We start from the raw sequence: 22,500 nt of genomic DNA, 5'->3' as shown, positions 1-22,500 counted from the left end.
CGGGAGCAGGATCGTCGAGCACGAAGCGGTTCCAGCTTCGGGCCTTGCCGCCTTGCGTCCATTCATGGATCGTCGCGCGATCCTTCGCGCAAGAGCGGGCAATCTCGGCGGTGCGGTCGGTCGAACCGTTGACGACGACATGGACGGAAATCGCCGGATCGTCGAGCGGAAGGCTGGCAAGGCAGATCCCGATCCGGCGCTCTTCGTTGTGCGCCAGGATCGCGACGACGATCTCGGGCCGGATGCCCATGGTGTTCAGCCCGGAGCGTGGGCGAAAGCCCAGACGGTGACGGGAAAATCGGGATCGTTGGGCAGGCGGCGGCGCCAGCCCGTCCGTGCCCACTTGTGGAAGTTCGCCTTCACGGCATCGGCATTTCCCCAGGAACCGGTCTCGATCCTGTCGGCATCAAAGCCGGCATCCTCGAGGAAATGGCGCATGCCGAGTTCGGTCCAGCGCGTGCAGTCGGTCGGGATCGGGTGGTGCCGGATCATGAACGGCGTGATGTTGATGAACAGCCCTCCCGGTTTCAGCATAGCAAGCACGTTGCGCGTCGCTCGGTAGGGATGGAGCAGGTGCTCCCACACGTTGTCCGCGATGACAATGTCGAATTGCCGGTCGAGCACGTCCTTGCAGATGTCGTGATCGGGCCAGTTCATCTCCGTGAAGCTCTTCCAGTCGCGCTGGCGCCACTTCCAGCCGGCTGCGACTTCCAGGCAATCGAGTTCGGCGCAGGGCATGGCATCGAGACATTTCTCGACCTCGCGATAGGCCACTGTGCGCGTGATGTGGGTAATGTCGTAGCCGGCCGCGTCCGCGATCCTGCGAGCTACAGTCTTCAGGGAATGGGACATCGGCTGCGGCATATCCGGGTTGCTGTTGCGCTGTGGGCCGGGCCGGCCGCTTGTCCAAGCTATAGCGCCGGCTGCTTACCGGGCTGTTAACTCTGCGTCTCCGCGTTCCCTCGCATTCGCGCGCGTGGTATGATGCCTTCCCCCGAATGAGGGGGACGGGAGAGAAACGATGACAGGCCTTTCCGCCGCGCTCGCGCTCTTGTTCGCGAGTATCGCATTTCCGGCCAGCCACGGCGCCAGCGGTGCGCAGGAGGCAGGCGACATGGATATCGTCGAGTTCGACCAGGATCGCTACGAGCGAATGACCGTCCCCGTTCGCCTCGCCGACGAGGGCCCCTATCGCTTCCTCGTCGATACCGGATCGCAGAACACCGTTATCGCCCGTCGGTAGCCGAAAGACTGGCGCTGCCCGCTGCCAGACGAACCACCGTTGTCGGCGTGGCCGGAAGTCGCAAGGTCGACGCGGTCTCTGTCGACGAGATGCTGCTCGGGACGCGGCGATACCGCGACCTTTACGTCCCCCTTCTCGACCGGAGCGATATCGGCGCCGATGGGATCCTCGGCCTCGACAGCCTGCAGGACCAGCGCATCCTCCTCGATTTCGAACGCGGCCTCATGGCTATCGAGGACGCGCGCAAGAGCGGGACGCGCGGCTACGAGATCATCGTGGCGGCCAGGCGCAAGTCCGGCCAGCTCGTCGTCACGAATGCCGAGGTCGACGGGATCGACGTCGCCGTCGTGATCGATACCGGCAGCGATTCGACGATCGGCAATTTCGCCCTGCGCGACCTGATGATGCGCCGTATACACAAGGAACAGGCGAGCCTGCATAGCGTCACCGGCCAGCAGATCGCCGCCAACGTCGCCACCGCAAGGCGGCTGGAGGTGCAGCGGCTGACGCTCGACAATATTCTCATCGCATTTGCCGATTCGCCGGCATTCGAGGCAATCGGGCTCGAGAATCGCCCGGCGATCTTTCTAGGCGTGCGCGAACTGAGCGCATTCGACCGCGTGGCGATCGACTTTGCCAAGCGCCGCATCCTGTTCGATTTGCCGCCGACCCTTCAGTTTATGAATCCGCGTTTCTAGATATAGGGGCCTATGCCCCCCGACACCGCGACCAATCCGGACACCGCCCGCCATGACGGCTGGCAAACGCTCAGGCGGTTCCTGCCCTACCTGTGGCCGGAAGGAAGGCCCGCGCTGCGCCGGCGGATAGTGATCGCGGTCATGCTTATCGTGGCGGCAAAGGCGACGATGCTGGCGCTGCCCTTCTTCTACAAGAGCGCCGTCGATGCGATGACTCCCGACGGCGGGACCGCGGTCACCGTCGCGCTGGCCTTCGTTGCGGCCTATGCGCTGGGACGCTTCGCCCATGTCGCGTTCGACAACCTTCGCAACATCGCCTTCGAGCGCGTCGGCCAGGAAGCGACCCGCTCGCTGGCGGAAGACGTATTCTCGCGGCTCCACCAGCTCAGCCTGCGCTTCCACCTCGGCCGCCGGACGGGCGAGGTCACGAAAGTGGTCGAGCGCGGGACGAAGAGCATCGACTTCATGCTCTATTTCCTGCTGTTCAACCTTGCGCCCACGGTGATCGAGCTGATCGCGGTGGCGGTGATCTTCTACTTCAATTTCGGGTGGGGACTGGTCGCCGCGACCGGGGCAGCGGTCTTCCTTTATGCCCTCACGACACGCTGGATCACCGAATGGCGCACCAAGCTGCGCATGGAGATGAACGAGCTGGACGGCAAGGCGATGTCGCGCGCGGTCGATTCGCTGCTCAACTACGAAACGGTGAAGTATTTCGGGGCCGAGGCGCGCGAGCACGCCCGGTACTCCGAGGCGACCAGCGCCTACGCTGCCGCTGCGGTCAAGAGCGAGAACTCGCTTGGCCTTCTCAACATGGCGCAGGCCGTCATCGTCAACGTACTGATGGGCGGGGCCATGGCCTACACTGTCTGGGGCTGGCAGCGCGGGACCTTCACAGTGGGCGATCTCGTCTTCGTGAATACCTACCTCATGCAGCTGTTTCGCCCTCTCGATATGCTGGGCACGGTCTACCGGACCGTGCGGCAGGGTCTGATCGACATGGCGGCGATGTTCGGGCTTCTCGATACCGCTGTCGAAGTGCGCGACGCGCCGGGCGCTCCGGCGCTCGTCGTCCGCACCCCGACGGTCGTGTTCGAGAACGTCGTCTTCGGCTACGAGAAGGACCGGACGATCCTCCACGGCCTGAGCTTCGAGGTCCCGGCGGGCAGCCATGTCGCGATCGTCGGACCGTCGGGGGCGGGCAAGTCGACGATTGCGCGGCTCCTGTTCCGCTTCTACGATCCGCAGGCCGGTCGCATCCTCGTCGGCGGGCAGGACATCCGCGAAGTCACGCAGGCCAGCCTGCGCGCGGCCATCGGAATCGTCCCGCAGGATTCGGTGCTCTTCAACGATACCATCGGATACAATATCGGGTACGGCCGGGCCGGAGCCTCTGCAGAGGAGATCGAAGCCGCAGCCAGGGGCGCTTCGCTGATGCCGCTGATCGAACGGCTGCCAGCCGGCTTCGAGACAGAGGTGGGCGAACGCGGCCTCAAGCTCTCGGGCGGCGAGAAGCAGCGCGTCGCCATTGCGCGAACGCTCGTCAAGAATCCGCCGATCCTGCTGCTGGACGAAGCGACATCGGCACTCGACACCCGGACCGAACAGGACATCCTGGCAACGCTTCACCGCGTTTCGGAAGATCGGACGAGTATCTCGATCGCGCACCGCCTTTCCACGATCGCCGATTCGGACAGGATCTTCGTCCTGCACGAAGGCACGCTCGCGGAAAGCGGCAGCCACACGGAGCTTCTCGGGGCAGGAGGGCTGTACGCCGAAATGTGGCGTCGGCAGGCATCGGAAGACGACGCTGTGGCGCAGGCGGCGGAATAGAAGCAAGGTGATGCGGGGGTTGCGCCCCATGCCTGCGTAGGGCATTGGCGCGCCTGGCTCTGCTGCAAGTGCGAAGTCGCAATCAGGCAATTTACCGGTGGGCCACGGCTGGCCGGACCAGATCACGGACCCGATCATGTTCTCTTCCGCCACGCTGCGGCGCGACTGGCTGACCAACCCGCGCGCCGAAATCCTGGCAGGTATCGTCGTTGCCCTTGCCCTCATTCCCGAGGCCATCGGGTTCTCGATCATCGCCGGAGTCGATCCGCGTGTTGGGCTATACGCATCGATAGCGATCGCGATGGTCATTGCCTTCACCGGGGGGCGGCCGGGCATGATCTCCGCGGCGACTGCGGCATTGGCGGTCGTGGTGGTCCCGCTGGTTCGCGATCACGGGGTCGAGTACCTGTTCGCGGCGACGATCCTGATGGGCATTTTCCAGGGAATAGCCGCGTTGCTGCGGCTCGATCTGCTGATGCAGTTCGTCTCGCGCTCGGTCATCACCGGGTTCGTCAACGCGCTCGCGATCCTGATCTTCATGGCGCAGATCCCGCAGCTCACCGGCGTGGGCTGGGTAACCTACGCGATGGTCGCGGCAGGGCTGGCCATCATCTACCTGCTCCCCCGCCTGACGACGGCGGTGCCCTCCCCCCTCGTGGCGATCATCGTGCTGGGATCGATTTCCATTGGTATGGATCTCGACGTGAACACGGTGGGCGACATGGGAGAGCTGCCCGAAGGCCTGCCCTATCTCGTCTGGCCCGACGTGCCGCTGACCTGGGAGACGCTGCGGATCATCGCGCCGTACTCCGCCACGATGGCCGCAGTTGGACTTCTCGAATCGCTGCTGACCGCGCAGATCGTCGACGACATGACGCACACCGACAGCAACAAGCAGCGCGAATGCGCCGGGCAGGGATCGGCCAACATCGTCGCCGCGCTGTTCGGCGGCATGGGCGGCTGCGCGATGATCGGCCAGTCGGTGATCAACGTGACTTCGGGCGGACGCGGCCGGCTTTCGACCTTCACGGCAGGCCTGACCCTTCTGATCCTGCTCGCGGCACTCGGCCCCATTGTCGGACAGGTGCCGATGCCCGCACTCGTTGCGGTGATGATCATGGTGTCTATCGGGACGTTCAGCTGGAATTCCATTCCCAACCTCACGAAGCATCCGTGGCCGTCCTCGGTCGTAATGCTGTCGACCGTCGTCGTCGTCGTCGCGACCCATAACCTTGCCATCGGAGTGCTCGTCGGTGTCCTGCTCTCCGGAATCTTCTTCACCGGCAAGGTGCGCAATATGTTCGAGGTCGTCCGCACGCGCGAGGCAGACCGCGCGGTCTACACCGCGAGCGGCCAGATATTCTTTGCCTCGGTCGACCGCTTTGTCCGCGCGCTCGGTCCCGAAAGCACGCAGCCCGATCCCGCAGAACATGTGGTGATCGACGTATCGAGAGCGCACTTCTGGGACATCTCGGCGATCGACGCACTGGACAAGGTCGTCGAACGAATGCGCCGCAACGGTCGCTCGGTCCAGGTCCTCGGCCTCAACGAGGCGAGCACAGACCTCGTCGATCGATTCGCCAATACCGACAAGACAGGCGTCGAAATCGGGCTCGCACCGCATTAAGACGGTATCCGTGTCTCCAATCGGGATTCGGAACCGGGCTCGCTCCCGGCTGTTGTTTCGCGGATGCAGCATCATTCCGCAACGTGGGCCCTGTTCGCCCCGGTCCTGGTCGTGAGCGCGGCTCCGACCCCCGCTTCCGCGCAGGAAGAGGTCTCGCGCTCGATCGAGCCGGTTGCGCAGGACCTCTACCGGTGGACATCAGGCAGCTATCGATCGATGTTCCTCGTCCACGAGGACGGCATCGTGGTCACCGACCCGCTCAATGCCGAGGCGGCCCGCTGGTTGAAGGGTCAACTTGAAGAGCGGTATCCCGGAAAACCCGTATCGCACCTCATCTACAGCCATGATCATCCCGACCATACTTACGGCGCGAGCGAGCTGGCGGATGAGGACACGCTCGTCGTTTCGCAAAGGCTGGCTCGAAACACCCTCGTCGAAACGAAGGCACAGACACTTGTCCCGACAGTGGTTTTCGATGAGCGGATGACCCTGCTGCCGGACTGGGACCAGGAAATTCGCCTGCGCTATCACGGATCGAACAACGGGCGCGGATCGATCAGCATGATGTTTCGCCCGCAAAACGTACTCCATATCGTCGACTGGGTAGTGATCGGTCGACTGCCCTACCGCAATCTCAAGGGGTACGACCTGCCCGGCATGATCGAATCGACACGCCAGGTACTTGAACTGGATTTCGACCGGTTCGTCGGCGGACACGCGGAGATGGGGCACAAGGACGACGTGCGCCGGTACCTCGGCTACCTGGAAGCGCTTCACGACGGCGTGCGTGACGGGATTCTGGCCGGTCATTCGCTCGACCGGATCAAGCGCGACGTCGCGCTGTCGGACTACTCCGACCTCGCGCATTTCGAGGAATGGCGCGAACTAAATATCGAGGGCGCCTACAACCAGCTCGTCGACGGAGCCTACATGCTAATGCGCCCGGACGTTCCGAAGCCGCCCGACAGCGAATAGCTATCGCGCGAAGACGGCAACCGCATCCTTCCAGATCACGGCCTGCGCGACCTTGGTGCAGCCTTCTGCCGAATCGTAAGCCATCGCGGGCGAGCCGTAGAGCACCCAGCCCTGCGCCAGCGCTTCGGATACCCGGTCGCAAAAGGCGCGATCGTCCTTGCCGGTAAGCAGGCGATAGACGGGGCGACCGTCGGGCGGAGACGAAACGGTCACAGGATGTACTTCGAAAGGTCGCTGTCGCGCGCCAGATCCTCGAGCTTCTCGCGAACGTAGTCTGCATCGACGGTGATTGTTTCGCCCTCGTGCTCCTCGGCCTCGAAGCTCAGTTCCTCGAGAAGCTTTTCCATGACCGTCTGCAGGCGGCGAGCGCCGATGTTCTCGACGCTCTCGTTTACCTGCGCCGCGATCTTCGCGACTTCGCGCACCGCATCCCCGGTAATCCCGAGCGTGACCTTTTCGGTGCCGATCAGCGCGCGGTACTGCTCGACGAGGTTCGCGCGGGTTTCCGACAGGATGCGCACGAAGTCCTCTTCGTCGAGCGCCTTCAGTTCCACCCGAATGGGAAGGCGCCCCTGCAACTCGGGCAGCATGTCCGCGGGTTTCGAAACGTGAAACGCGCCGGACGCAATGAACAGGACGTGGTCGGTCTTCATCGGGCCGTACTTGGTGGCCACGGTCGTGCCCTCGATGAGCGGCAGCAGGTCGCGCTGAACGCCCTCGCGCGAAACCGAGCCGCCGCGTACGTCCGAAACCGCGATCTTGTCGATCTCGTCGAGGAAAACGATGCCGTTGGTCTCGGCATTCTGCAGGGCGACGCGCGCGACATCGTCCTGGTCCATGCGCTTTTCCGATTCCTCGTCGACCAGCTTGTCCCAAGCATCGGGTACGCGCAGCTTGCGTCGCTTCATGTTCTGGCCGCCGAAAGCCTTGCCCATGATGTCGGAGAGGTTGATCATGCCGACCGATCCGCCCATTCCGGGAATCTCCATCGGCATGTTGGGCTGGTCCTCGACTTCCAGTTCGACCTCGGTGTCGTTCATCGCGTTCTCGACGATCCGCTGGCGAAAGCTTTCACGGGTCGCTTCCGATGCGCCCTCGCCGACGAGTGCGTTGAGCAGCCGTTCCATCGCGGCCTTCGATGCGGCATCGCGCACAGCCTCGCGGCGACGGTCCTTCTCGAGCCGGATCGCTTCCTCGACGAGGTCGCGGGCGATCTGTTCGACGTCGCGCCCGACATAGCCGACTTCGGTGAACTTCGTTGCCTCGACTTTCACGAACGGCGCCTCTGCCAGTCGGGCGAGGCGGCGGCTGATCTCGGTCTTGCCGCAGCCGGTCGGGCCGATCATCAGGATGTTCTTGGGGGTCACTTCGTTGCGCAGGTCGTCGGGCAGGCGCTGGCGCCGCCAGCGATTGCGCAGCGCGACGGCAACCGCGCGCTTGGCGTCGGACTGACCGACGATGTGCTCGTCGAGCGCAGCGACGATGGCCTTGGGAGTGAGATTGTTGATCATGGGTGTTCCGTTCGGTCAGCCGATGCTCTCGACCGTAATCCGGTCGTTGGTAAAAACGCACACTTCGGCAGCGACTTCCATTGCGCGGCGCGCGATCTTCTCGGCATCGTCTTCGTAGGGATCGAGCGCGCGCGCGGCCGACAGCGCATAGTTTCCACCCGATCCGATGGCGGCAATCCCGCCTTCGGGTTCGAGCACATCGCCGTTGCCGGTAAGGATCAGCATCGTGTCGACATCGGCCACGATCATCAGCGCCTCAAGATTGCGCAGGTACTTGTCGGTCCGCCAGTCCTTGGCGAGTTCGACCGCCGCCCTGGTAAGCTGGCCGCGATACTGCTCCAGCTTGCGTTCCAGCCGCTCGAACAGGGTAAAGGCGTCTGCGGTGGCTCCCGCGAAGCCTGCGATCACCTTCTCGTCATCGCCGAGCCGGCGCACCTTGCGCGCATTCGGCTTCATGACGGTGTTGCCCATCGACACCTGTCCATCGCCGGCGAGCACGGTCTTGCCGTTCCTCTTCACGCCGATGATGGTGGTACCGTGCCACTGGGTGAGGCCGTGGCTGGCCGCTGGATCAGACATGCCGGGGATATATGCCCCCGGCCATGAGGTTCAAGCCGCCGCGATCAGCTTCCGTTCGGACCCGGACCGGTGGGGACCTGCGCCCCGCCCGGACCGCCGACCGCGCCGACGTTGCCGAACAGGTCTTCCAAGAACCCGCGCTCGCGACCGAGAGTAGGCGTGGTATCGCCTTCCGGGTCTATCCGGGCGACCTGTTCCATACCCTTGCGGTCGACGCCGACAACATTGCCCTGCTCGTCGAAGCGAACGCGGAGCACCATCTGGTCGTAGGCACGCGGACGCAGGAAGGCTGGCGTCTTCGTCTCACGCGAAACGTAATACCAGTCCTGGTTTCCGAACTGGCTGACGAAAGTCGGACGGCCGAGCGTGCGCTCCACAGAAAGGCGGTTGTCGATCCCCGCCTGCACCGATTCCACCAGCGTCTTGTCGACGAGGTAACCCCGGTGATCGCGGATCGAGGAACAGCCGCCGGCGAGCACGGCGAGCCCAAGGGCCGCCCCGATGCTCAAGGCCATACGTCCGTTCATTGGCATAGAAATCTCTCCGATCGCATGGGGACAGGCGGCGCCACCCATTGTCAGCCGCTTCGTCACCCATATATCGTCGCATGCATTAGGCCTGCGCGCTGCTGGCCGCAATAGCGGTCGACGGGGCAGTTGCTGCAAGCCGGTTTAATTGCCGCTGAACGGCGCGGCTCTCTCAGGCGGAACGGTCATGTCCATCCTCTCTCGCATTTTCGGAAAAGGCCCGGTCGGGATGACCGACGTTCGCCCCCTTTGGCACCGGATCGTCGAAATCGCGCGTGAAAAGGAATGGTATCGCGAATGCGGCATTGCCGACACGATCAACGGGCGTTTCGATGCGATCACATTGGTGCTGGCGATCTTCCTTCTGCGCATGGAAAGCGAGCAGGCGCTGGTCGAACCGTCTGTGCGCCTGACCGAACTCTTCGTCGACGACATGGAAGGCCAGCTTCGCCAGTCGGGCGTGGGCGACCTTTCGGTGGGCAAGCAGGTCGGCAAGCTGATGAGCGTGCTGGGCGGCAGGCTGGGAGCGTTGCGCGATGCGGTGCCGAAGGGCGGGGATGCGGTCGCGGCCGCCATCGAGCGTAACATCGCGCTGAACGAGGGGACCGATCCGCATCCGGCTGCGCGGCGGACGCTCGAACTGGCCAGCCAGCTCGATAAAACCCCTGCCGAAGACATTCTTGCCGCAAGGATCGGGCGATGAGCGAACCGGAACTCTCGCGACCCGTCGACGTGCGCCAGGCTGAAGGCAAGGCAATGTCGATCGTCGCCAGCGAAGCCGAACGCGTGGCGCTGTCCGAACGGTTCGGCCTCGTCCGGATAGACCGGCTGGAGGCCGAAATCGAACTCCACCGCAAGGATCGCAGGGTGACCGCTTCGGGCACGCTAAGCGCCGACTTCGTGCAGAGCTGCGCGGTCTCTGCCGAGGACTTGCCCGTCTCTATCGACGAGGACCTGCTGTTCCGCTTCGTGCCGCCACACTCCGGGTACGAGCCGGAGGAGGAGATCGAGATCGATGCCGAGGATTGCGACGAGATCGAATACGAAGGCACGCATTTCGACGTAGGCGAGGCGGTCGCGCAGAGCCTCGCGCTCGCCATCGACCCCTTTGCAACCGGACCGGAAGCGGACGAGACCCGGCGCAAGGCCGGTATCTCGGACGAGGCTTCTTCGGGGCCTTTCGCCGCGCTTGCGGCGCTCAAGAAACCGGACTGAACCTCAGAACGGAATGTCGTCGTCGAGGTCGTCGGCGAAACCGCCGCTCCCGCCGCCGCGCTGACCGCCGCCCGAAGAGCCGCCGCCCCAGTCGTCGCCACCGCGCGATCCGCCGCCGCCGGAGCCGCCCCCGGACCCACCGTCGTTCCAGCCGCCACCGCTGCGTGAACCTCCGCCGCCTCCGCTGCCGCCGGGACTGTCGAGCATCGTCAGCGTGCCGCCGAGTCCGCGGATGACAACCTCGGTAGTATAGCGGTCGTTGCCCGACTGGTCCTGCCACTTGCGGGTCTGCAACTGGCCCTCGATGTAGACCTTGCTGCCCTTGCGCAGATAGCGCTCGACCACGCCGACCAGACCTTCGGAGAAGATCGCGACGTTATGCCATTCGGTCCGTTCCTGGCGCTCGCCGGTATTGCGGTCCTTCCATTGCTCGGACGTAGCGATGCGCAGGTTCGCGACGCGGCCTCCGTTCTGGAATGACCGGATTTCAGGGTCCGCACCCAGGTTGCCGACCAGGATGACCTTGTTGACGCTGCCTGCCATGAAATTTCCTCTCGCGGGCTACAAGCCGAGCGCGGTCGCGCTCCAGTAGGTGATTCCCGCGAAGATGTAGGCCAGCCCGAACAGGTAGAGCAACATGAACGCCGGCCATTTCCACCCATTCGTTTCGCGACGCGTGACCGCGATGGTCGACATGCACTGCGGCGCGAAAACGAACCAGGCGAGGAAAGCGAGCGCCATCGGCAGCGTCCAGCGCGCGCGCAGCTGATCGCCCAACGCGACGGCCTCGGCATCCTCGGTCTCGGCCTCGACCGCGTAGGTCGTGGCGAGCGAACTGACCGCCACCTCGCGCGCAGCCATGGCCGGGATAAGCGACAGCGCCATGTCGCGGTTGAAGCCGATCGGCTCGACCACGACTGCCAGGCCGTTGGCAAGCTGCCCGGCGATCGACGCGTCGACCTGGTTCTCGCCCGGTCCGGCCTTGGGGAAGCTCAGCAACAGCCAGAGCACGACGGTGACCACGAAGATGATCGTCCCCGCACGCCGCAGGAATATCCACGCCCGCTGCCACAACCCGATCAGCAGGTCGCCTGGACGCGGCAACTGGTACTTGGGCATTTCCATTATGAACCCGCTCGCCGCGCCGCTCGTAAGAGAGCGCCGCAGGAAGAGAGCCACTATCATGGCCCCCAGGATGCCTGCGACGTAGAGGCCGAAAAGCACCAGCCCCTGCAGCCCGATCCCGCCGCCGACAGTGCGGTTCGGAATGAAGGCGGCAATGATGACGGCGTATACGGGCAGACGCGCCGAGCAGGTCATCAGCGGCGCGATCAGGATCGTGGTCAGCCGGTCGCGCGGATCCGCGATGCTGCGAGTGGCCATGATGCCGGGAATGGCGCAGGCGAAGCTGGACAGCAGCGGGATGAACGAGCGTCCTGAAAGGCCAACGCTCTGCATCATCCTGTCCATGAGGAATGCGGCTCGGGCCATGTAGCCCGACGCCTCCATCACGAGGATGAAGAAGAACAGGATGACGATCTGCGGCAGGAACACGACGACCGAACCGACGCCGGCCAGTACGCCCTCGGTGATGAAATCGCGGACCAGTCCGGATGGCATGACATCCTGCACGAAGACGCTCACTCCCGCGATGGCGCCTTCAAGCGCGTCGGCGAAAGGCGTTGCCCAGGCGAAGACCGCCTGAAAGATCACGAAAAGCAGGGCGAAGAGGATCACCGGACCCAGCCACGGGTGCAGAAGGACCGTGTCGAGCCGAGAATGCAGGCGGCGGGTCCGGGTTTCCGACAGGATCGTGCCTTGCGCGATGGCCTGCGCCTCCACACGGCGCTCGGTCAGCGTGAGCTTCGGGCGCGGCGAGTATTCCAGTGTCTCCACAGATGCGATGGCCGCAGCGAGGTCGTCGAGGCCCCGGCGGCGAACTGCGACCGTCGGAACCACGGGCACTCCAAGCGCTTCCTGCAGCGCCGGCGGGTCGAGCGCCAGGCCGTCGCGCTCCGCGAGATCGAGCATGTTGAGCGCGACCACGACCGGCTTGCCCAAGGCAATGATTTCCTGGGCGAAGACAAGGTGCTGTTCGAGATTCGAGGCATCGATGACGAGAACGATGACGTCCGGAGCCTGCTCACCGGGAAACTCGCCGAGAACGACCTGTGACGTGACTTCCTCGTCGGGGCTGGTGGGGTCGAGGCCGTAACTTCCGGGAAGATCGACCAGTTCTACCGGCTCGCCGTTCGGAAGAACCATGCGGCCCGCTTTCCTCTCGACGGTCACGCCCGGGTAATTCGCGATCTTCTGGCGAGCGCCGGTGAGGGCGTTGAAAAGCGCACTCTTTCCCGCGTTGGGATTGCCGACCAGCGCTACCTTGCGATGACGGCTCACAGCTGTTCGACCTCCACCGCTTCGGCATGTGCCCGCCGGACAGCCACGGTGGTCCTGCCGATCTCTATCGCAAGGGGGTCGCGGCCACCGAAAACACCGCGATGCGCGACCCTGATCTGCGCCCCCACGTCGATCCCGAGCGCACGCAGGCGCAACGCTTCCTCGCTTACGAGTCGCGACCAGTCGACGGCCATGATTCGCGCCGCTTGTCCGGGATTGATGTCATCGAGTGTCATGCACTAACCGCGCTGCCAGATTGCATTGCCTTTTGCAACTAGTTCGCAATAACCGGCGAGCGGACGAACTGTCATTGAGCGGGATCAAGCCCGAAATTTGTCAGGCGGACGGGTAGCGCAGCCGGCCCAGAAAACGCGACACGCTGAAGCGCTCGGCATCGGGCCTGAGCACGCGGGCCTTGAACTTCTCGAACCGGATGATGCCCTCCAGCCGGCGGTCGAGGAAGGCTTTGGTCTCGGATTTGCCGTCGCTGGAATCGTCGGCAAACACCGATACCGTCGCAGCGTAGACGCCGGACAGGATCGCGCGCTTGGTGTAATAATTGTAGTCGAGCGATGTGTCTCCTGCGAGGCGCCACATGCTGTCGGCGCTGGCCCAGCCCAGCTTCACCGCACGGCCCGCGTTCTGCGGCATCGCCATTACCGCCATCGCGCGGCTCAGCGATTCTTCGAGGCCGAGGCACTGCTCGAGCCTGAACAGCACGAGTTTGCGGATTCGTTCGCGCACCGGCAATTGCGCCAGTTCCGCGGTATCGAACGCGCCTTGCATCCGCGCGTCGACTTCGGAGATCCATGCGGCGATCATGTCCATCGCCCCACCGCGAAACGCATAGGCCGCGACGTCGGGATCGACCCCTGCCTCCTCGGCGGCATTGGCGACCGCTTCGGAGGTCCAGCCATCGAACACCGCGGCCGAGGCGATGCGTGGAGCGAGCGCCACACGCAGTTCGTCGAGGGTGAGATTGTCGGCATCGGTCATGGCGGTCACATGGTCGGCCCGTAGACCGCCTGCTTTTCTTTCTTGCCGGTGGTCGTTGCGTTGGTCTCGATCGTGGCAAGAAGCTGGCTGCTGCCCGTCAGCTCGGCATAGTCGCGGGCGCTGCGGCCCGAGTTGTCGGCACGGTCCGGGTCCGCGCCCGCTTTCAGGAGCGCTCGCAGCATCGGGATGTTGCGCCGGTGAACAGCCGCGATCAGAGGAGTCTCGCCGGCATCGTTCGACTGGTCGAGGTCGGCTCCATAGCTTACCAGCATCTCGACCCCCTCGGTCCAGCCAAGGTTGATCGCCTGTTGCAGAGGGGTGACGCCGCGCACGTCCTGCGCGTTGACGTTGGCGCCCTTGCCGATGAGATAGGCCAGCCAGGTCGGGTCGCGGCGCGCGGTGACGATGTGCAATGCGGTTTCGCCGCTCGTCACGTCCTTTGCATTCACCAGTGTCGAACCCGGTTCGTTGAGCGCCGCTTCGACCTCGACACCGTCCTTTTTCTTGACCGCTTCGAGGAACTTGTAGCCCTTGGAAAATTGCGCGTGTGCCGGAACCGCAGCAACCATACCCGCGGCAAGCAGCGGCAGGACGATCCGCCCGGCGATCCGCAACCTGCTTTTCATCGTAACTCCTGTTATCATTCCCGCGACCCCTAAACCCGAATGCAATCCGTTCAGGTGCTTGCAAGTCGCTCCTTGCGAAAGCCCGTTTAGCAGAGCATGAACCGCCGCGCCATGACCCTCCAGAAGCTTCGTTTTCCCAGGATCGCACTCCTCGCGCTCACGCTCGCCCTGCCGGCATGCGGACAGGAAGCCGCGCCGCCCGAGCGCCCGCCGCTGGAAGGCGCTGCCATCGGCGGCCCTTTCAGCCTAGTCGACCGCAACGAACAGCCGGTCCGCTGGGAGGACTTCGCGGGCAAGTACCGGGTTGTCTACTTCGGCTACACCTTCTGCCCCGATGCGTGCCCGATGGACGTGCAGGCGACGATGCAGGGTTTCTCCAGGTTCGAGCAGGCCAATCCGGAACTTGCCGCGAAAGTGCAGCCGATCTTCATCTCGATCGACCCCGCCCGCGATACGCCCGAGCGCGTGGGCGAGTTTTCCGACGCATTCTCACCCCGTCTTTTGGGACTGACCGGCACCGAAGAGCAGGTTGAGGAGGCTGCGAAGGCCTTTTCCGCGTTCTATGCGAAGGGCGAGGAGAGCGCAGGCGGTTACCTGATGGACCACAGCCGGATCGTCTACCTCATGGGGCCGCAGGGCGAACCTCTGGCCATGCTGCCGGTCGATCAGGGTCCGGAAGCCGTCGCTGCGGAACTCGAGAAATGGGTGAAGTAGTCACGCGCAACCGGTTCTGGGAACGCCCCCTCGACGAGTTGACCCGCGAGGAATGGGAAGCGCTGTGCGACGGCTGTGGCAAATGCTGCCTGCACAAGCTGGAGGACGAGGACACCGGCGAGTTCTACGTCACCAACGTCGCCTGCAAGTTGCTGGACCTGAAGACCGCGCGGTGCACGAATTATCGCAAGCGGCGGATCTACGTCCCCGATTGCGTCCGCCTGTCCCGCGATGCAGTCGGCGGATACGGCTGGCTTCCCAAGTCCTGCGCCTATCGCATGCGCGACGAGGGCAAGCCCTTGCCCGGCTGGCACTATCTGGTCAGCGGAGACCGCGACGCGGTGCATGACCAGGGCAAGTCGGTCGTCGGCAAGGTCATCTCGGAAAAGGACGCCGGCCCGATCGAGCATCACATCGTCTGGCCGCAGGAAGACGACGAGTGATCGACTGGCTTCGTCGCGACAGCCGGGATGACCCTGCGGTCGAAATCGGCGACCGCAAGCTACCCATCGTGGTGCGCCGCCTCGCCCGGGCGCGGCAGCTCACCATGCGACTGGCTCCGGATGGAAGCGAGGTCCGCATTTCGATTCCGCGATGGACGCAGACTTCGGAAGCCATCGAATTCGCGCAAAGTCGCCGTGACTGGATCGCGAGGCAACTGGCTCAAGTACCGCCCCCCCGGGTCGTCGCGTCGGACTGCCTGCTGCCCGTCCGTGGCGCCGACGTTCGGCTGCGCCACTCGCCCGATCTCCCGCGCAAGCCGAAGCTGCTGGATGGCACGCTCGAAATCGGTGGGCCTGAGAACTCGGTCCGCGACCGCGTGCGGCGCTGGCTGGAGGCCGAGGCGCGCCAGCTCGTCGCAAGCGACGTGGCGCGTTACTGCGAGGCAGCGGAACGCGAGATTGCGAAGTCGACGCTTACCCGCGCAAAACGTCGCTGGGGCAGTTGCGCGCCGGACGGGACGATTCGCATTAACTGGCGGCTGGTGATGGCTCCCGACGAGGTTCGTCGGTCGGTCGTGGCGCATGAGGTCGCCCATCTCGTGCATTTCGATCACAGCCCGCAGTTCCATGCGCTGCTCGGCCGCCTGTTCGAAGGCGACATCGACGAGGCAAACGACTGGCTGAAGCGCGAGGGACGCGGGCTCTACGCTTGGTTCGGCTGAATCGTTTGACTGGCGCTGCGCGTCGGCAAACACTATCTTTCCTGCCATGCCACTGATCAGACGCTCGAATTACTGGAAAGATGTAAGCCCGACGGGAGCCATCGCCGACTTCCTGACGGTGTGGAAACAGGCAGGCCGAAACCGCTGGACGATCGCGGTGCTCGCCGCGTTCGCAACCTTCTGCATATTCTCGCTGATGACGCAGGAAGAGGCGAAGGGGCCGCCGCCCCGACCGGAGATCGAGTATATCACAACATTTGCGGCGGATCGCAGCGACGAGGAGATCCAGCTGTCCAACCTCGCGAACCAGCGCCGCAAGGAACGCCTCGCCGCGGAAAAGGCCAAGCGTGACGAAGCCGCGCGCGACGTCTACCGGACCCTCGGGCGGATGAGCGGCATGGACGTCGAGAAGATCGAACGCGAAGCCGCTGCCGAACGCGCCGCGAAGGAGAAGGCGGAAGCCGAAGCAGGCGCCGCAGCCGCCGCACGGGCCGAAGCACTGTCCGGTGAATGAGGACGCGCGCTGGCTGGATGCCGCCGCAGGCCTGGCGGGCCGTGCCCGCCCTCTAAGTCGGCCTAATCCCGCCGTTGGTGCGATCGTCGTCGCCAACGGGACGGTCGTCGGTCGCGGCTGGACGCAGCCGGGAGGCAGGCCGCATGCCGAGGCAGTCGCTCTCGAGATGGCGGGCAACGCAGCCAGGGGCGCGACGCTTTACGTCACTCTCGAACCGTGCGCGCACCGCAGCGAGCGGGGACCGGCCTGTGCGGACCTGATCGTCGGGTCCGGCCTTGCCCGCGTGGTGGCAGGCAGCCAAGACCCCGACCCACGCACCGCTGGAGCCGGTTTCGCGCGCATCGAGTCCGCGGGGATCGACGTCACGGTTATGGACAGCGCTCTCTGCAAGAAGAGCCTTGCCGGGTACCTGATGCAACGGCGCAAAGGGCGGCCCGAAGTCACGCTCAAGCTTGCCACCTCGCTTGACGGGTGCATTGCCCTCACCAGCGGAGAAAGCCGCTGGATCACGGGCGCACCGGCCCGCGCCCATGCGCATGCTCTGCGAGCGAAGTCCGATGCGATACTCGTGGGCGGGGAGACCCTGCGCCAGGACGATCCACGCCTCGATGTCCGCCTGCCCGGCCTTGGTGACCGCAGTCCCGCGCGCTTCGTCCTTACCGGCAAGTCCCCACCCGATGGCTTTGTTGGCTTGTCGTCGCCCGGCGGGATCCGCGATTTACCGGACATTCAGTATCTTTTGGTGGAAGGCGGTGCCGGCACGGCTGCGTCGTTCCTGCAAGACGATCTCGTCGACACGATCATACTCTACCGCGCACCCGTGGTGATCGGCGAAGGGCGGCCTTGCATAGCCGACCTCGGGCTGGACAACCTTGCCGCCGCGCACGGAAAATGGCGACTTCGGCGCAGCCAGGCGCTTGGCAGCGACCTGCTCGAAGTCTACAGCCGGACGCCATGTTCACAGGCATAGTCAGCGCCGTCGGCACGATCGAGGAAATCCGCCAGAGCGGCGACCTGCGCATTGTGGTTTCCTGCCCCTACGACCCGGCGGATATCGATATCGGCGCATCGATCGCCTGTTCGGGCGTCTGCCTGACCGTGGTCGAACGCGGAGGATCGCAAGGCGATGCGTGGTTCGCCGTCGACGCTTCATCGGAAACCGTTTCACGAACCGCAAAGGGGCGCTGGCAACAGGGAGGGCGGCTCAACCTGGAGCGTGCGCTTCGCCTCGGAGAGGAACTGGGCGGTCATATCGTCACCGGCCACGTCGACGGTGTCGGATCGGTCGCTGCTATCGAACCCGTCGGCGACTCCCGGAAAATGACTTTTGCGGCGCCAGCCGCCCTCGCTCCCTACATCGCGCCGAAAGGATCGATCACGATCGACGGCGTTTCGCTCACCGTGAACGAGGTCGAGGATCAGGACGACGGATCGTGCCGCTTTTCCGTCAACGTCATTCCGCACACTTCCGCCGTAACCACGCTGGGCACTCTCGAAACCGGTGTCGATGTGAACCTGGAGATCGACGTCCTCGCGCGATACCTCCAGCGGATCCAGAGCCTCCGCAGCTAGGCAGGGCTCAGCCGGTCGTGACCTCCTCAAGGGCATCGACGAACGTGTCGATATTGCCCAGCGTGAGCCCGGCGACGTTGATCCTGCCCGAACCGGCCATGTAGACCCCATGCTTTTCGCGAAGCGCGAGGATCTGCTCCTTGTCGAGTTTGAGGATGGAGAACATTCCGTTCTGTCCGCCAAGCGGAGCAAGATCGAGCGTGCCTACCTTGCCGGCGGCGGCCAGCCGTGAACGCACCTGGCGGATGCGTTCGCGCATCGTATCGAGCTCGTCGAGCCATTCGCGCACCAGAGCCTCGTCCTCGAGCACGAGGCGAACCGCGGCCGCACCATGATCGGGCGGCTGCGACCAGTTTGCCCGCGCCAGCGCATGTCCGTTGGACATCGCGGCCGCAAGCTGCGCCTCCTCTCCCATCATCACGTAAAGTGCGCCGACCCGGTCGCGATAGAGGCCGAAGTTCTTGTCGCAGCTGTATGCGACCAGAGCCTCGGGCACCGCAACCAGTACGCGCCGCAGCCCGTATGCATCCTCATCCATGCCGAGGCCGAGGCCCTGGTATGCAAGGTCGATCAGCGGCAGGACCTTGCGCTCGGCAACAAGCCTCGCGATCTCGTCCCACTCGTCGTTCTCGTAATCGATACCGCTGGGATTGTGGCAGCAGCCGTGCAGCAGGATGGCATCGCCTTCGCCGGCACTTCGCAATACCTCGCGAAGCGCGTCCATGTCTGCGGTGCCGTCGGGCGTCGCATGGTTGAAACCTGCCATCTCGAGGTCGAGGTCGGCGCAGATCTGCGCATGGTTCGGCCAGCTCGGTGTACCCATCAGGACGCGGCGCACGCCTGCCCGCTTCACCATGGCCAGCGCAAGCCGCAGCGATCCGGTGCCGCCCGGCGTCTGCATGCCTTCGATGCGTCCGCCAAGCGTCGGGTCCACCTTGCCGAACACGTACGGCATCAGCGCCTCTACGAAGCCCATGTCGCCTTCGGGGCCGAGATAGGCCTTCGATTCCTGCGTTTCGGCGAGCTTCTTTTCCGCAGCCTTGATCGCTCCGAACACGGGAGTGTCGCCCTGCCCCGTCCGGTAGACGCCCACCCCGAGGTCGATCTTGTCGGTCCGCGGATCGGCATTGTGGAGCTTGATGAGCGCCAGGAGCGCGTCGGCGGGCTGTTGCTGCAGGTTGGTAAGCATGGCGCGCGAATTACTCCGCGCGACTTCGGTGCGCAAGCCGCCGTTGTGCGAAAAGGCGCTCCGCCCTCAGAACGGAAGCCAGCGCTGTTTCTGCGAGAATTTCATGTAGCCGACGTTGGCGCCGAGGCGCAGCCCCGCTCCCATGCGGACCGGGATGAGCACCACGTCGCCCTTGCGCAGGTAGCTGACGTGGAACCCGCCGACGAGATAGGCTTGCCCCTCGCCCGAACCGAAGCGCTTGTAGAGCTCCTCGGTGTCGTAAAGGTTGTAGACGAGCACGAAGGCATTGGCGGCGTTCGCGCCGATATCGAGACCGACGGACGGCCCCGTCCAGTAGACCGGCCGCGTACCCTCGACCTTGTGATAGAGCGTGCCGGAACCGTAGCGCAGTCCGAATGCGAACGCGGCACCGCCCTCGCGACCGACGATGTAGCCGTTTGGCTCGCCCTGCTTGCGCAGCAGGTCCTCGATCATCTCGCCGAGCCCTTCGGCGCCTTTCCCGAACACGCCCTCGGCGGCTCCGATCAGGTCGTCCTTGCGGTACGTCGTCGCCGTGTTCGCGTCGGCCTGCGCGGCCTGGGCGGCGACGTCGTCGGTCGTCCAGTTATCGACGCTCGCGGCCGGCGACGGGGACGTTTCGACAGGTGTGCCGTTGCCCGCCGCGAGACCGCCCCCGGCGGACGGGGTCTGAGCCGGCGCCGTCGCGGGAGGCAACTCGGTGCTGCCGCCCATCAGGTCGCCGTCGATCGCAGCATCGGGATCGATTTCCTGCACCTGGGCCAGCGCCGGAGCCGATACCACCATCAGGCCCGCGAAGATCGCCAGGAAGGTCCGACGCACAGGGGCCAGGTTTCGCATGGACATGAACTCTCTCCGATCCGCGGCACGCCGTTGCGGGCGCCATTCCACCAGCACACAAGAGAATCCACCGCGCCTTGACCCGCAATGAACCGGCGACAGGGCGAGTCCGTTTTACGGCAGACCGAGTCCAAGAGGTAACGGCGAGCGATCGAAGCGCAGTAATTCCAGCATCCTGCCCCTTGCCGCCGCCCCCGCCCCCCGTTATACGCGCCCGCTCGCAGGCCGCGATCCGGAGACGTGGGTGAGTGGCTGAAACCAGTTCCCTGCTAAGGAACCGTACCCTATCAGGGTACCGAGGGTTCGAATCCCTCCGTCTCCGCCACTTGCCGCCGGCTTGACCGCTACTTTGGATATCCCGCGCCGATTCCCTTGACCGGTCCCCGAAAGGCACCACGCCCCATGCGAAAGGTTGGGCCGGGCGCTCGATCGGTCGGAGTGCTGCGCGAAGCATCAGTGATTGTCGCCTGGTGCCCGTCTTCGGGCGCGCAGAACCCGTTAACCAGAAGAAATCAGGTTCTGCTCAGGTTCTGCTCAGGTTCTGCGCAGGATTCGGATGCGGCGATAAGCTACGCGGGTCCGGGCAACAGCTTGCTCGCCTAAGCATCGGAAATGGTTAATCTTGTCCAGTTCCTTGCCTGAAGCGAGCAATAGCGCGCGGGGCAGAACATGACAGACTATTCCTTGAATTTCGAGCGTGAGGGCGAGAGCATCTGGGGCAGCAACGGGCCGTCCCGGCTGCAGGAATCGTTCAATCTGGTCGACACGCTAGACCTCGGCTTCAAGATCAAGGAGAGCATTCCGGGGATCAAGGCCGAGATCGCGGTCGATGCCGGATTTACCTTCGGCCTTCGCGGCGCCGTCACACTCGATCCGGGCACCTTCGACAGCCAGACACCTGTCGATGTAAGCCTCGACATACCCGACGACATCGTTTTCGGGCAGGAGTTCTCGCTCGGCGGCAGCTACGTCCTGACCGGCGGAAAACTTGAATCGACCTCGCCAACCGTAAAGGCCTCGATCGGCCTCGTCGCGGGGCTGGAACTGGGCGGATCGGCCGAAATCTTCCTCAAGGCTTTCGGCAAGCAGACCAAGGTGCTCGACAAGAGCTTCTCCCTGATCGATTCGCGCGACTACCTCGAACTTGCCAGCATGGACGGATTGTCCATCAGCTTCCTGCCGCAGGTCATCAATGCCCTTTCGAGTTCGCTGGGATCGGAAGTCGGCAGCGTTCTCGAAAGCCTTAACACGATCGATTTCGACACGGTCCAGTTCGATCTCGTCCAGTACGGCGTGCCATCGGCTGGCTTCGGCGTCACATACACGATCGGCAATCTCTACCCCACCAACATCGGCGAGCATCCCGAGGGCTTTCCTCGCTTCAGTCTTGGCGACGTTACCTTCGGGATACCCGTTGTCGAAGCGAGCGGCGGCCTTCGCGACGGGACCCGCTACGTCGCCGATGGCGAGGACGATCTGCTTGACCTCGACCTCGATATCGACGGCCTGCTGCAGCGTCCCGGGGAAATCGAATTCAACCTGTCGAAGAAGGCGACGCTTAAGGTCGAACTGTTCGACATAGATTTCGGCCCCGACTTCGACGTCTACCAGAACGTGACTTACAAGCCGGACCTCAGCGTGAGACTCGATTTCGATCGCGAAATCGACATCGACGGGACGCTCGCGAATTCGGTTACCGTGAACGTCGACGAACTGGACAGCCTGTCGTTCAAGCTCGACGACTACGTCGCGGTCACGCCAACTTTTCTGCTGGGCGGATCGCTGACAGTCGATACCGGGATCGATTTCGACGTCGACCTGACCATCGCCGGGGGCCGTTTCCTTCTCGACTACAAGCTCTCGAGCGGGAAGACGAAGACGATCGGCGCAGGACCGCTGTTTGATGAAGACATCACGATCTTTTCGGATCGTCTATCGATCTACGACAAGACCTTCGACGCCAGCGTGCAGGAAATTGTCGGAGACCCATTCGTGATCGGCCCGGTGCTTGCCGCACGCGACGATACCGCAGGAACCGACGAGATCGATGCAATAGTCATCGACCTGCTGGGCAACGACGCCCAGCGCAACTCCGGTGGAACCCTCGCGATCCAGGCCCTCGATCTATCGGGCGTTGCAGGCCTGGTGACAGACAATGGCGACTGAGCGGCCCCCATTGAGTGGTCCGGTTTGATTGTTAGTGCATAGTTGTCTCCGGCGCCATGGCTGACCGCAGGTGTAGCGAAGCGGAACCGGAG

The 22,500-nt window shown here is 64.2% G+C and carries 27 protein-coding genes and 1 tRNA gene (1 of these 28 only partly in view); 15 read left to right on the top strand and 13 right to left on the bottom strand.

Going from position 1 to position 22,500, the window contains the following annotated elements:
* Nucleotides 1-250, bottom strand: the 5' portion of a protein-coding gene (locus FHS75_RS16245) for a glycosyltransferase family A protein (protein ID WP_179408729.1). It extends 647 nt beyond the left edge of the window; 250 of the gene's 897 nt are visible here — the first part of the coding sequence; the start codon lies at nt 248-250; its stop codon lies beyond the left edge, outside the window.
* Between the two features lie 5 nt (nt 251-255).
* Nucleotides 256-852 carry a class I SAM-dependent methyltransferase gene (locus tag FHS75_RS16240; RefSeq protein ID WP_218845306.1) on the bottom strand — a complete coding sequence of 199 codons (597 nt, stop codon included), beginning with the start codon at nt 850-852 and terminating at the stop codon, nt 256-258.
* Between the two features lie 169 nt (nt 853-1,021).
* Between FHS75_RS16240 and FHS75_RS18000 the strand changes: the two genes are divergently transcribed.
* From FHS75_RS18000 to FHS75_RS16220, 5 genes are all read left to right on the top strand, one after another.
* Nucleotides 1,022-1,243, top strand: a complete 222-nt coding sequence (locus FHS75_RS18000) for a pepsin/retropepsin-like aspartic protease family protein (RefSeq protein ID WP_229735701.1) — start codon at nt 1,022-1,024, stop codon at nt 1,241-1,243.
* Between the two features lie 47 nt (nt 1,244-1,290).
* Nucleotides 1,291-1,941: a pepsin/retropepsin-like aspartic protease family protein gene (locus FHS75_RS16235; RefSeq protein WP_229735702.1), complete on the top strand. Its 651-nt coding sequence runs from the start codon at nt 1,291-1,293 to the stop codon at nt 1,939-1,941.
* A 12-nt stretch (nt 1,942-1,953) separates the two neighbouring features.
* Complete coding sequence (locus FHS75_RS16230; RefSeq protein ID WP_179408727.1) at nt 1,954-3,774, top strand: ABCB family ABC transporter ATP-binding protein/permease; 1,821 nt, start codon at nt 1,954-1,956, stop codon at nt 3,772-3,774.
* A 136-nt stretch (nt 3,775-3,910) separates the two neighbouring features.
* Nucleotides 3,911-5,401 (top strand): SulP family inorganic anion transporter, encoded by a 1,491-nt coding sequence (locus tag FHS75_RS16225; protein ID WP_179408766.1) that lies wholly within the window; start codon nt 3,911-3,913, stop codon nt 5,399-5,401.
* Between the two features lie 63 nt (nt 5,402-5,464).
* Complete coding sequence (locus tag FHS75_RS16220) at nt 5,465-6,376, top strand: MBL fold metallo-hydrolase (RefSeq protein ID WP_179408726.1); 912 nt, start codon at nt 5,465-5,467, stop codon at nt 6,374-6,376.
* Here the strand turns inward: FHS75_RS16220 and FHS75_RS16215 are convergent, their stop codons facing one another.
* From FHS75_RS16215 to FHS75_RS16200, 4 genes are read right to left on the bottom strand one after another with little or no spacing between them, the layout of a single operon-like run.
* Nucleotides 6,377-6,589: a DUF1737 domain-containing protein gene (locus FHS75_RS16215; protein ID WP_179408725.1), complete on the bottom strand. Its 213-nt coding sequence runs from the start codon at nt 6,587-6,589 to the stop codon at nt 6,377-6,379.
* Nucleotides 6,586-7,887, bottom strand: a complete 1,302-nt coding sequence (gene hslU, locus FHS75_RS16210; protein WP_179408724.1) for an ATP-dependent protease ATPase subunit HslU — start codon at nt 7,885-7,887, stop codon at nt 6,586-6,588. The genes FHS75_RS16215 and hslU overlap by 4 nt, the downstream gene beginning before the upstream one ends.
* 15 nt (nt 7,888-7,902) lie before the next feature.
* Complete coding sequence (gene hslV / locus FHS75_RS16205) at nt 7,903-8,466, bottom strand: ATP-dependent protease subunit HslV (protein ID WP_179408723.1); 564 nt, start codon at nt 8,464-8,466, stop codon at nt 7,903-7,905.
* 44 nt (nt 8,467-8,510) lie between these two features.
* Entirely contained in the window at nt 8,511-8,981 is a 471-nt protein-coding gene (locus FHS75_RS16200; protein ID WP_244959127.1) for an outer membrane protein assembly factor BamE, read from the bottom strand.
* A gap of 241 nt (nt 8,982-9,222) precedes the next feature.
* Between FHS75_RS16200 and FHS75_RS16195 the strand changes: the two genes are divergently transcribed.
* Nucleotides 9,223-9,696: a ubiquinol-cytochrome C chaperone family protein gene (locus FHS75_RS16195; protein WP_229735704.1), complete on the top strand. Its 474-nt coding sequence runs from the start codon at nt 9,223-9,225 to the stop codon at nt 9,694-9,696.
* The gene (locus tag FHS75_RS16190; RefSeq protein WP_179408720.1) at nt 9,693-10,208 is read left to right on the top strand and encodes a YceD family protein; all 516 of its coding nucleotides are present in this window, start codon (nt 9,693-9,695) and stop codon (nt 10,206-10,208) included. Before FHS75_RS16195 ends, FHS75_RS16190 begins: the two co-directional genes overlap by 4 nt.
* Before the next feature lie 3 nt (nt 10,209-10,211).
* Here FHS75_RS16190 and ssb read toward each other — a convergent pair whose 3' ends face one another.
* The 5 genes from ssb to FHS75_RS16165 all read right to left on the bottom strand — a co-directional run bounded on the left by ssb (nt 10,212) and on the right by FHS75_RS16165 (nt 14,230).
* A complete protein-coding gene (gene ssb / locus FHS75_RS16185; protein WP_179408719.1) occupies nt 10,212-10,751 on the bottom strand; it encodes a single-stranded DNA-binding protein in 540 nt (179 codons plus the stop codon).
* Nucleotides 10,752-10,769: 18 nt separating this feature from the next.
* Nucleotides 10,770-12,608, bottom strand: a complete 1,839-nt coding sequence (gene feoB, locus FHS75_RS16180; protein ID WP_179408718.1) for a ferrous iron transporter B — start codon at nt 12,606-12,608, stop codon at nt 10,770-10,772.
* Nucleotides 12,605-12,844 (bottom strand): FeoA family protein, encoded by a 240-nt coding sequence (locus FHS75_RS16175; RefSeq protein WP_179408717.1) that lies wholly within the window; start codon nt 12,842-12,844, stop codon nt 12,605-12,607. The genes feoB and FHS75_RS16175 overlap by 4 nt, the downstream gene beginning before the upstream one ends.
* Before the next feature lie 100 nt (nt 12,845-12,944).
* Nucleotides 12,945-13,604: a COQ9 family protein gene (locus FHS75_RS16170; protein ID WP_179408716.1), complete on the bottom strand. Its 660-nt coding sequence runs from the start codon at nt 13,602-13,604 to the stop codon at nt 12,945-12,947.
* Between the two features lie 5 nt (nt 13,605-13,609).
* Nucleotides 13,610-14,230, bottom strand: coding sequence for an ankyrin repeat domain-containing protein (locus FHS75_RS16165; RefSeq protein WP_229735705.1), 621 nt, complete (start codon nt 14,228-14,230; stop codon nt 13,610-13,612).
* 111 nt (nt 14,231-14,341) lie between these two features.
* Between FHS75_RS16165 and FHS75_RS16160 the strand changes: the two genes are divergently transcribed.
* From FHS75_RS16160 to FHS75_RS16135, 6 genes are read left to right on the top strand one after another with little or no spacing between them, the layout of a single operon-like run.
* A complete protein-coding gene (locus FHS75_RS16160) occupies nt 14,342-14,944 on the top strand; it encodes an SCO family protein (RefSeq protein ID WP_244959126.1) in 603 nt (200 codons plus the stop codon).
* On the top strand, nt 14,932-15,387 hold the full coding sequence (locus FHS75_RS16155; protein ID WP_179408713.1) for a YcgN family cysteine cluster protein: 456 nt from the start codon (nt 14,932-14,934) through the stop codon (nt 15,385-15,387). Before FHS75_RS16160 ends, FHS75_RS16155 begins: the two co-directional genes overlap by 13 nt.
* Entirely contained in the window at nt 15,384-16,109 is a 726-nt protein-coding gene (locus tag FHS75_RS16150) for a M48 family metallopeptidase (RefSeq protein ID WP_179408712.1), read from the top strand. The genes FHS75_RS16155 and FHS75_RS16150 overlap by 4 nt, the downstream gene beginning before the upstream one ends.
* A 46-nt stretch (nt 16,110-16,155) precedes the next feature.
* Nucleotides 16,156-16,623, top strand: a complete 468-nt coding sequence (locus FHS75_RS16145; RefSeq protein WP_179408711.1) for a hypothetical protein — start codon at nt 16,156-16,158, stop codon at nt 16,621-16,623.
* Complete coding sequence (gene ribD, locus FHS75_RS16140; protein ID WP_179408710.1) at nt 16,616-17,593, top strand: bifunctional diaminohydroxyphosphoribosylaminopyrimidine deaminase/5-amino-6-(5-phosphoribosylamino)uracil reductase RibD; 978 nt, start codon at nt 16,616-16,618, stop codon at nt 17,591-17,593. The genes FHS75_RS16145 and ribD overlap by 8 nt, the downstream gene beginning before the upstream one ends.
* Nucleotides 17,578-18,195, top strand: a complete 618-nt coding sequence (locus FHS75_RS16135; RefSeq protein WP_179408709.1) for a riboflavin synthase — start codon at nt 17,578-17,580, stop codon at nt 18,193-18,195. Before ribD ends, FHS75_RS16135 begins: the two co-directional genes overlap by 16 nt.
* A gap of 7 nt (nt 18,196-18,202) precedes the next feature.
* Here the strand turns inward: FHS75_RS16135 and FHS75_RS16130 are convergent, their stop codons facing one another.
* Both FHS75_RS16130 and FHS75_RS16125 read right to left on the bottom strand, forming a co-directional pair.
* Nucleotides 18,203-19,384: an amino acid aminotransferase gene (locus FHS75_RS16130; protein WP_179408708.1), complete on the bottom strand. Its 1,182-nt coding sequence runs from the start codon at nt 19,382-19,384 to the stop codon at nt 18,203-18,205.
* Between the two features lie 66 nt (nt 19,385-19,450).
* The gene (locus FHS75_RS16125) at nt 19,451-20,242 is read right to left on the bottom strand and encodes a DUF1134 domain-containing protein (RefSeq protein WP_179408765.1); all 792 of its coding nucleotides are present in this window, start codon (nt 20,240-20,242) and stop codon (nt 19,451-19,453) included.
* Between the two features lie 234 nt (nt 20,243-20,476).
* On the opposite strand from FHS75_RS16125, the gene FHS75_RS16120 reads away from it, so the two are divergent.
* Both FHS75_RS16120 and FHS75_RS16115 read left to right on the top strand, forming a co-directional pair.
* A tRNA-Ser gene (locus FHS75_RS16120) sits at nt 20,477-20,567 on the top strand.
* A 344-nt stretch (nt 20,568-20,911) separates the two neighbouring features.
* A complete protein-coding gene (locus FHS75_RS16115) occupies nt 20,912-22,408 on the top strand; it encodes a hypothetical protein (RefSeq protein ID WP_179408707.1) in 1,497 nt (498 codons plus the stop codon).
* Nucleotides 22,409-22,500 lie beyond the last annotated feature (92 nt).

Source organism: Novosphingobium marinum (genome assembly GCF_013408095.1).
GTDB lineage: Bacteria > Pseudomonadota > Alphaproteobacteria > Sphingomonadales > Sphingomonadaceae > Novosphingobium > Novosphingobium marinum.
Note: the sequence above shows the minus strand (reverse complement) of the source record. Positions and strands in the feature narration are given on the sequence as shown.

What these genes read in the sequence shown, in the direction of transcription:
- FHS75_RS16125 (WP_179408765.1), bottom strand. Translation starts at nt 20,242, where the DNA reads ATGCGAAACCTGGCCCCTGTGCGTCGGACCTTCCTGGCGATCTTCGCG.
- FHS75_RS16230 (WP_179408727.1), top strand. Translation starts at nt 1,954, where the DNA reads ATGCCCCCCGACACCGCGACCAATCCGGACACCGCCCGCCATGACGGC.
- FHS75_RS16130 (WP_179408708.1), bottom strand. Translation starts at nt 19,384, where the DNA reads ATGCTTACCAACCTGCAGCAACAGCCCGCCGACGCGCTCCTGGCGCTC.
- FHS75_RS16160 (WP_244959126.1), top strand. Translation starts at nt 14,342, where the DNA reads ATGACCCTCCAGAAGCTTCGTTTTCCCAGGATCGCACTCCTCGCGCTC.
- FHS75_RS16135 (WP_179408709.1), top strand. Translation starts at nt 17,578, where the DNA reads ATGTTCACAGGCATAGTCAGCGCCGTCGGCACGATCGAGGAAATCCGC.
- FHS75_RS16225 (WP_179408766.1), top strand. Translation starts at nt 3,911, where the DNA reads ATGTTCTCTTCCGCCACGCTGCGGCGCGACTGGCTGACCAACCCGCGC.
- FHS75_RS16175 (WP_179408717.1), bottom strand. Translation starts at nt 12,844, where the DNA reads ATGACACTCGATGACATCAATCCCGGACAAGCGGCGCGAATCATGGCC.
- FHS75_RS16145 (WP_179408711.1), top strand. Translation starts at nt 16,156, where the DNA reads ATGCCACTGATCAGACGCTCGAATTACTGGAAAGATGTAAGCCCGACG.
- ssb (WP_179408719.1), bottom strand. Translation starts at nt 10,751, where the DNA reads ATGGCAGGCAGCGTCAACAAGGTCATCCTGGTCGGCAACCTGGGTGCG.
- hslV (WP_179408723.1), bottom strand. Translation starts at nt 8,466, where the DNA reads ATGTCTGATCCAGCGGCCAGCCACGGCCTCACCCAGTGGCACGGTACC.
- FHS75_RS16195 (WP_229735704.1), top strand. Translation starts at nt 9,223, where the DNA reads ATGACCGACGTTCGCCCCCTTTGGCACCGGATCGTCGAAATCGCGCGT.
- FHS75_RS16220 (WP_179408726.1), top strand. Translation starts at nt 5,465, where the DNA reads ATGCAGCATCATTCCGCAACGTGGGCCCTGTTCGCCCCGGTCCTGGTC.
- FHS75_RS16190 (WP_179408720.1), top strand. Translation starts at nt 9,693, where the DNA reads ATGAGCGAACCGGAACTCTCGCGACCCGTCGACGTGCGCCAGGCTGAA.
- FHS75_RS16200 (WP_244959127.1), bottom strand. Translation starts at nt 8,981, where the DNA reads ATGGCCTTGAGCATCGGGGCGGCCCTTGGGCTCGCCGTGCTCGCCGGC.
- FHS75_RS16165 (WP_229735705.1), bottom strand. Translation starts at nt 14,230, where the DNA reads ATGAAAAGCAGGTTGCGGATCGCCGGGCGGATCGTCCTGCCGCTGCTT.
- FHS75_RS18000 (WP_229735701.1), top strand. Translation starts at nt 1,022, where the DNA reads ATGACAGGCCTTTCCGCCGCGCTCGCGCTCTTGTTCGCGAGTATCGCA.
- FHS75_RS16240 (WP_218845306.1), bottom strand. Translation starts at nt 852, where the DNA reads ATGTCCCATTCCCTGAAGACTGTAGCTCGCAGGATCGCGGACGCGGCC.
- FHS75_RS16115 (WP_179408707.1), top strand. Translation starts at nt 20,912, where the DNA reads ATGACAGACTATTCCTTGAATTTCGAGCGTGAGGGCGAGAGCATCTGG.
- hslU (WP_179408724.1), bottom strand. Translation starts at nt 7,887, where the DNA reads ATGATCAACAATCTCACTCCCAAGGCCATCGTCGCTGCGCTCGACGAG.
- FHS75_RS16155 (WP_179408713.1), top strand. Translation starts at nt 14,932, where the DNA reads ATGGGTGAAGTAGTCACGCGCAACCGGTTCTGGGAACGCCCCCTCGAC.
- FHS75_RS16170 (WP_179408716.1), bottom strand. Translation starts at nt 13,604, where the DNA reads ATGACCGATGCCGACAATCTCACCCTCGACGAACTGCGTGTGGCGCTC.